Consider the following 6,369-nt stretch of genomic DNA (forward strand, 5'->3'; position numbering starts at 1 on the left):
AACACGTCGCAGGATAGGTGGCGGACGTTTCGATGTCCAGGGAGCCGGTACCGGACTTAGGAACGTAGGTTGTCTTGGTGGGATTGCCGCGGCTGTCGTATTCGTAGGCGACGTAATCCCCTTCCGGCTGGGTTATCCGGGTGGTCCTGAGGTCGGAGTCGTACTGGTATGCCCAAGTTCGGCTTACCGTCGGCGCAACCGACGTCACCTGGGTGACGGATGTGGCCAGGCCCGTCGTCAGGTTCGCGGCCACGGTGAGCTGCTGGTTCAACGGACCGCTGGCGACCGTGGTCTGGGTCGTGCCGACGGTGGAATAGCCGTATGTCCAGGCACCTGAGCCGTCGGTGACGCCGTTGACGCGTAGGTCCGGGTAAGCGTTGTAGGTGACGGCAACGTCGTCATGAGTCGCGCCCGGGTAGCGGATGCTCGTGATCCGAAAACTGCTATAGGTGTAGTTGGTGGTCCGACCGCTCTGATCGGTCGTGGATGCTGGCGCTGGGTTTACCGGCTGGAGCGTGCCGCCGTAAGCATACGTCATGCTCGGCCAAGTTTCGCTGAACGTGGGGCAGGTGTCGGCGCTAGGGTCGCAATAGTCGACCGCCATGTTCAGCCCCGTCACCTTGGTGACCCGCAACCAGTCCTGGTAGGGATTTGGCACGTTGGAGGCGTAGGAGAACTTGAGTTGATAGCCCCGGTTGTTGGTGATCGCCTGCAGCCGGGTCAGCTTCAGATCGTTGAGGCACCACGGCAGTTCACCGCCGTTCTGGCAAGCGGACTTCCAATGATAGGTCGTTTCCGACCCATCCGGGGTGCGTTCGCTGGTGACCAGATGAGAATAGCCATAGTTCGTGATGCCCCAGCCGATTTCTGGGGAGGCGAACAGCGCGACGTCGCCGTCTCTGTCCGTGACCTTGAAGGAGTCTACAGCGAGAATTTCAAACGTAGAGCCATCGTCATACTTCGACTTCCAGCCGCCGGAGCCGTCCGGCACGAAAGTCACCGACACCGTGCCGGTGGCGACCACGATTTCAGACCCTGTCATGACCAGGCCGCCGACCTCGACGTCTCGCCAACCCTCGAGGTACTGGCGCGCGTGGACCAGCCCCCCCCCGCCGGCGGGGCCGATCACCACGTCGGTCGTGCTGTGGTTGAAGCCGCCTGTGATGAGATCCACGCCGCGAGGATCCAGCGTGTAGTGTTCAGGTGGCATGGGCTGGGCCTGGGCGGCGGCTTCATTGGCGCCCATCGCTAGCGCCAAGACCGTCAGGGAGGCCGAGGCGAGGTCACGCACCCGGAGGCGCTTGAAGAGGTCAGCTGACATCGATGGTAACCTCGACGTTGGGAGTGAAAGTCGATCCCGACGCCGCATCAGTGACCTGACAGCGCCATGTGGAGATCTTCAGCGGCGGGAAGAGACTGCCGCCCGAGAAATACCAGGTGCCCGCGCTGGAGGTCGGGGCGACGCACAATGTCCCAGGATTGCCGGTCACCTTCTGCCAGGCATAGGCGTACGGCGGCGTTCCGCCAGTGGCCGTGACCTGTACGGGCGGATCATCCCCGGAGGCGCTGCTCAACCAGCTCGTGGCGGAGACCGATGCCGCCAGCGGTGGCGGGGGCGGTGGCGGCGGAGGCGGAGGCGGTGGCGGAGGCGGCGACGCGCCGGTGACCTTCTGGGTGCGGTTGCCGGCGGCGTCATAGGTGTAGGTCGTGACCACACCGCTGGGATAGGTGACCGAGGCCAGGCGTCCCAATACATCATAGGTGTACTGAACCTCCTGGGCGCGGGCCGGCGCCCGCATCGCCAAGGCCGCGATACTCCCGACCAACCCTTGCAGCAGAAAACGACGACCGCTCAACATCGGAACCCCCAACAACGTCGAGCTTCACCATTCCTCTTAAAGGCGAGCCCGTCAATGTTAGGGAGAGTGCGCGGTACGGACTCGGCGGATATGTCAGGCCAAGTCGCCGACTGACGCCTCGGCTCAACTCTCGCGCGACAGAGACCGGGCCACGATCCGGGCCACGGCGTCGCGCCGCGTCCGGGTTTCATCCGCCGGGGCGAGGATGCGGTTCACCTTCACCCGATACCCCCTCACCACCGTCTCGGTCGGGCCGGGTGGCGGCGCCAAGGCCTGGATGTAGTCCGGCAGCCCCTCGGGCGTGAGAAAGGCCACCCTTTCCCGATAAGCCTCCTCGATGCTGCCCAGTACGGCCTCACGGAAGCGGACGCCGGTCGCTCGCGACTTCACTATGACGAGCGCGACGTGATTGAGCCCGGCGGTGAGACATTTCTGGAGATTCGCCGCCTCGTGGTCGGTCGGGGTTGTGACCGAGACTTCGAAGCCAACCCGCAGACCGTCCCGCTCCAGCAGCACGTCCGCCTGCCCGCCGCCGACGGACGCCTCGACCGTGGCGCGGAACCCCTGCTGCTGGCCGAGCTCCCGGATCAGCGACTGCAGATAGCGATGCTGGGCCCCACCCTTGCCGGGTTCAATCGTCGGACGGGCCGGACCGGCAGGCGACCGAGACGGGCGCGGCGATGGCGGAGCGTCCTCGCCGCCCGGCCCGACTTGAGGCGGCGCCCGAGGCTCTCCCGACAGCGGCGTCTCGACCGGAGCCCGGGGGGCATCAATCGGCCCCGAAAACGTCGGCGGCTCGGCCTCGATCGGTTGACCGCAATAGCGCGCCCGATTGGCCTTGAGCAAACGCTCGAAGGCCTCGGCGCTCGAGGTCGGCTGGCGTTCCAGATAGCCGAGCGGCGTGGTCAGGCGCACCGCGCCGGGCGTCATATTCTTCAGCCAGGCGGCGAATTCGGTGCGGTCGCGCCTTCGCCGCATGCTCTCGATGAAGTCGGCTGTGGTGTGCAGTTCGTCGGCGAAGGCGCGGGCGTCCCGGGCGGAGACGCCGCCGGCGAACTTCAGCGAGGTGTTGGCATGCAGCGCCGCCCGCAGCCGCGGCGACAGCTGGTCTAGGGTCTGGTGGGCCAGGGTCAAGCCGACGCGGTATTTGCGGGCCTGGTTGAGGATGGTCTCGACGTCGTCCCCGAAATACTCCTGCGCCTCGTCGATATAGACGAAGGTCGGCGTACGCTCCTCCGCCGGGATGACCGACCGCTCCAGCGCCGCCTGGGCGATCATGGCGATGAAGAAGCGGCCCAAGAGGGCGCTGCCGTCCTGTTTGAGCAGATCCTTGGCGGTGGAGACGAGGATGATCTTGCCCTCGTTCATCGCCGCGTAGAGATCGAGCTTGTTCTCGGGCTGCATGAACATGCGCTCGAAGGCCGGGGTCGACAGCACCCCCCACAGCCGGCGCAGGATCTGCTTCTTGGTGGCGGCGAACGACGGGGCGAAGAATTCGGTGGCGAAGAAATGCCGCGCCGAACCCTGCAGCCGGCCCATGAAAGGCTTGAACGGCGCGCCGTCCTCCATGACCTGCATCAGGGTGTGGATCGTGGCGTCCGGGATGGTGATCATCAGCCGGGCGAGATAGCGGAAGATCACCCCCTGCTTCTGGGTCAGCTCGGCCCCGAGCATGGCCCCGAAAAAGGTCTCGTAAAGCTCGACCACCCCGTTCAGCACCCGCTCACGGTCGAGGGCCGAATACCCCTCGGTCCGCTCCAGATGGGCGTCGAACAGATTGAGCGCGGCCGGGAATTCGATGTCCGACGGATCGACCAGCACCAGCCGGTCGGCGAGGCTCCCCTCGACCTCCGGGGAGAACAGCTCCAGCCGCAGCAGCTTCTGGATCAGGTCGCCCTGGCTGTCGATCACCACCACCGAGCGGCCGTCCTCGACCGCCTTGACCAGGTCGTCGTGGATCAGCCGCTGCAGCAGCTGGGTCTTGCCGTGGCCGGTGCCGCCGACGATGTGGCAATGCTCAAAGCGCATCTCATCGGGCACCCGGAACGGCACCGGCAGATCTAGCAGATCGGCGAACGGCGTGCCCCCAAGATAGAGCTCGACCAGTTCGGACGGGGTGCGGTTCTTCTGGCGCGTCGGGACGATCAGCCGGTCGGACACGATGTGCGGATCGGCCTCCGGCGAGAAGCCGGAAGCGACGAGCATATTGGCGACCAGCCGCACCCGCAGCCGCTCGAACAGTTCCATCCTCAGCGGCTCGTCGTCATAGGGCAGCATGACGAAACGCTCGACCGCCTCGGCCGGCTGGTCGAGGAGCTCGATCAGGGGCACGCCGAGCGCGTCGCCGCCTTCGGTGTCCCAGGCCGCAAAGCAGCCCTCGGGCAGGGTCTGGAACAGACGGAGGAAGCCCTCGCTCAGCCGCTCCCGCACCAGGCCGAACATGCGCTCGAAATCCGCCGCCCAGCGCCGGCGGCGCGCCAGCAACTTGCGGACCTCGACGGCGACGGCGGCGTCGGCCTCGATCACCGGCCAGTCGGCCTCGAGCGCGATCAGGTCCTCGCCACGCAATACGCCCTCGACCGCGTCGGCGGCGGCCATCAGCACCGGCAGAGCTGGCGCCCGATCGCTGGCGCGGATCACGCCCTTGACCAGATCGACGGCGAGGTCGTCGACCGAGGTCGCGGCCAGGGGCGAGGCGCGCCACAGCCTCTCGACCTCGGCCCAGCGCTCGCGGGTCTCCTGCAGCTCCCGGTCGCGGACGCCGCCGCCGAGCCAATGGGTCAGATTGGTGTTGCCGAACACGCGCTAGAGTTCGAGCACTTCTTCGCCGCCGAAATGGGAGGCGGCGTCGAGCACGGCCTTGAAGGTCCGGGCCGCCTCGCGGATTTGATCCTCGATGGCCAAGAGCTCGACCACGTCCTTGACTTCGATACGCTTGCCGCCCTCGAGATCCCTCACCGTCAGGGTCAGGCTGACCGCCTTGTACGCCAGCCGCGAAGCGGCTCCCAGCAGACCACTGCCGCCGGTGATCTCGTGACTGGCGTAGAGCTCCGCGTCCTGGAGCTTGTATTTGCGGATGCGCTCCTTCTCGTCGGCGGACAGGTCGGCCCGCACGTCGAGGGTGAAGATCATCTTGCCCAGCAGGCCCGCGCGCTGGTCGCGCCGTATCAGCAGTTTCATTGCTCACGCCCCCGGCTCGTCCGTCTGCCCGGACAACTCGCTAAAGTCGTGCGACTATATCTGGCGTAGCACTCTTGGCAACCAGTGTTCGGCAAAGACGCCTGGCCGGCAGCCCCACGTCCCGCACGGGAGCCGCGAGCGGCCGGCCGGAAACGCAGGCGGCGCCGCGAGTCGTCGAAATATCGTCTGGCGTCCGACCCTTGAGCGACATAGGTTCGGCCGCGGAGGGGTGATGACGGGCCGACTTACAGATCGTCAGCTGGAGTGTTTGCAGCTCTCTGCGACCATGACCGACAAGGATATCGGTCGCCATCTGGGCATTTCGCATCACACCGTCAGCCTGCACATCCGTGAGGCCATGCGGCGGCTCCAGGTCTCCTCGCGCAAGGCCGCCCTCCGCCGTATAGCGTTTGAACCGCTATACGGTTCAGAGGCTATCACCGCCGCCGCCGGATCCAGGTCAGATCGCTCTGCGCCGGGCGATCCGGGCGACGATATGCAAGGGACGATCTGGACCAGAACTGGCGCCTGGCTTCTCCCGCCGCCACCGCGGCGCAGCCTCCGACCGGGACTGATTCTTATCTTCGCCGCCGTCGCCGCCTTGATCACGGTCGGGATTGTGAATGTGGTGTCCGGGGCCGTCGGGGCCCTGGCCTCGCTCGCACCCCCAACCGCCGACCTGACGCAGGACTGATCATCAGCGTTAGGACGATATTATGAAGAACAGACATGTCAGCGCCCGGATCGCGCTTCGCCTCCGGACCGCGGAACACGCCGTCGACAAGGCCATGGTCGAAACCAGCGCCCTGATCCAGGCCATGATCGAGAGCCGCGCCGAAGCGGGTTTAGCCGCCGAAGTGGGGCACCCCGCCCTCGTCAATATGGTCCGCGGTCTGACCCAGCTGGCCGAGGCCAGGGGCGCCGTGGTCGAGGGCCACGGCGGACTCGCCGCCGTCGCGTCCGCCCATGACCTGGGCTGGCGACTGGACGGCCCGCTCGAGGAAAAACCGGGTCCGGTGGTGGTCGGTACAATCGCGGCCGCCGCCTGACCAAAGCGCGAGATCCGGCATGACTATCACACAGCTTTCCGTCCTGTGCCTGAGCGCTTTCAGCATCGGACTGCAGCTGTGGAAGGGACGAATCGCCGAACGGATCGCCGCTGTCGCTTTTCTGACCGCCATGTTGGCCACGCCTCTGGTGGACGATCTTCAGATCGGCGGCCTGAGATGGGGCGTCGGTCTGGTGTCGATCACCCTGTTCGGCGCGCTGGTCTGGTTGAGCCTGAAGGCGGATCGTTGGTGGCTGTTGGCGGCGGCGGGGGTGCAACTGC

Annotated in this window: 6 protein-coding genes and 1 pseudogene; 3 read left to right on the forward strand and 4 right to left on the reverse strand. The window is 66.3% G+C overall.

Annotated features, from left to right (window positions below; all coding sequences use genetic code 11):
- From RDU12_RS11050 to RDU12_RS11065, 4 genes are all read right to left on the reverse strand, one after another.
- A partial coding sequence (locus tag RDU12_RS11050; protein ID WP_308684619.1) for an RHS repeat domain-containing protein occupies positions 1 to 1,321 on the reverse strand: 1,321 nt, incomplete at its 3' end.
- On the reverse strand, positions 1,311 to 1,874 hold the full coding sequence (locus RDU12_RS11055) for an RHS repeat domain-containing protein (protein ID WP_300289380.1): 564 nt from the start codon (positions 1,872 to 1,874) through the stop codon (positions 1,311 to 1,313). The genes RDU12_RS11055 and RDU12_RS11050, both read right to left, overlap by 11 nt.
- A gap of 108 nt (positions 1,875 to 1,982) precedes the next feature.
- The gene (locus RDU12_RS11060; RefSeq protein WP_300289381.1) at positions 1,983 to 4,661 is read right to left on the reverse strand and encodes a type IV secretory system conjugative DNA transfer family protein; all 2,679 of its coding nucleotides are present in this window, start codon (positions 4,659 to 4,661) and stop codon (positions 1,983 to 1,985) included.
- 3 nt (positions 4,662 to 4,664) lie between these two features.
- Entirely contained in the window at positions 4,665 to 5,039 is a 375-nt protein-coding gene (locus RDU12_RS11065; RefSeq protein ID WP_300289382.1) for a hypothetical protein, read from the reverse strand.
- A gap of 232 nt (positions 5,040 to 5,271) precedes the next feature.
- On the opposite strand from RDU12_RS11065, the gene RDU12_RS11070 reads away from it, so the two are divergent.
- From RDU12_RS11070 to RDU12_RS11080, 3 genes and pseudogenes are all read left to right on the forward strand, one after another.
- Complete coding sequence (locus RDU12_RS11070; protein WP_300289383.1) at positions 5,272 to 5,733, forward strand: helix-turn-helix transcriptional regulator; 462 nt, start codon at positions 5,272 to 5,274, stop codon at positions 5,731 to 5,733.
- 22 nt (positions 5,734 to 5,755) lie between these two features.
- Positions 5,756 to 6,088, forward strand: a complete 333-nt coding sequence (locus tag RDU12_RS11075) for a hypothetical protein (protein ID WP_300289384.1) — start codon at positions 5,756 to 5,758, stop codon at positions 6,086 to 6,088.
- A 19-nt stretch (positions 6,089 to 6,107) separates the two neighbouring features.
- Positions 6,108 to 6,369, forward strand: a pseudogene (locus RDU12_RS11080) (hypothetical protein); the annotation flags it as partial.

This window comes from Brevundimonas sp. (assembly GCF_031082345.1).
Classification (GTDB): domain Bacteria; phylum Pseudomonadota; class Alphaproteobacteria; order Caulobacterales; family Caulobacteraceae; genus Brevundimonas.

Coding starts and splice junctions, on each gene's coding strand:
- RDU12_RS11065 (WP_300289382.1), bottom strand. CDS start 5,039: ATGAAACTGCTGATACGGCGCGACCAGCGCGCGGGCCTGCTGGGCAAG.
- RDU12_RS11070 (WP_300289383.1), top strand. CDS start 5,272: ATGACGGGCCGACTTACAGATCGTCAGCTGGAGTGTTTGCAGCTCTCT.
- RDU12_RS11075 (WP_300289384.1), top strand. CDS start 5,756: ATGAAGAACAGACATGTCAGCGCCCGGATCGCGCTTCGCCTCCGGACC.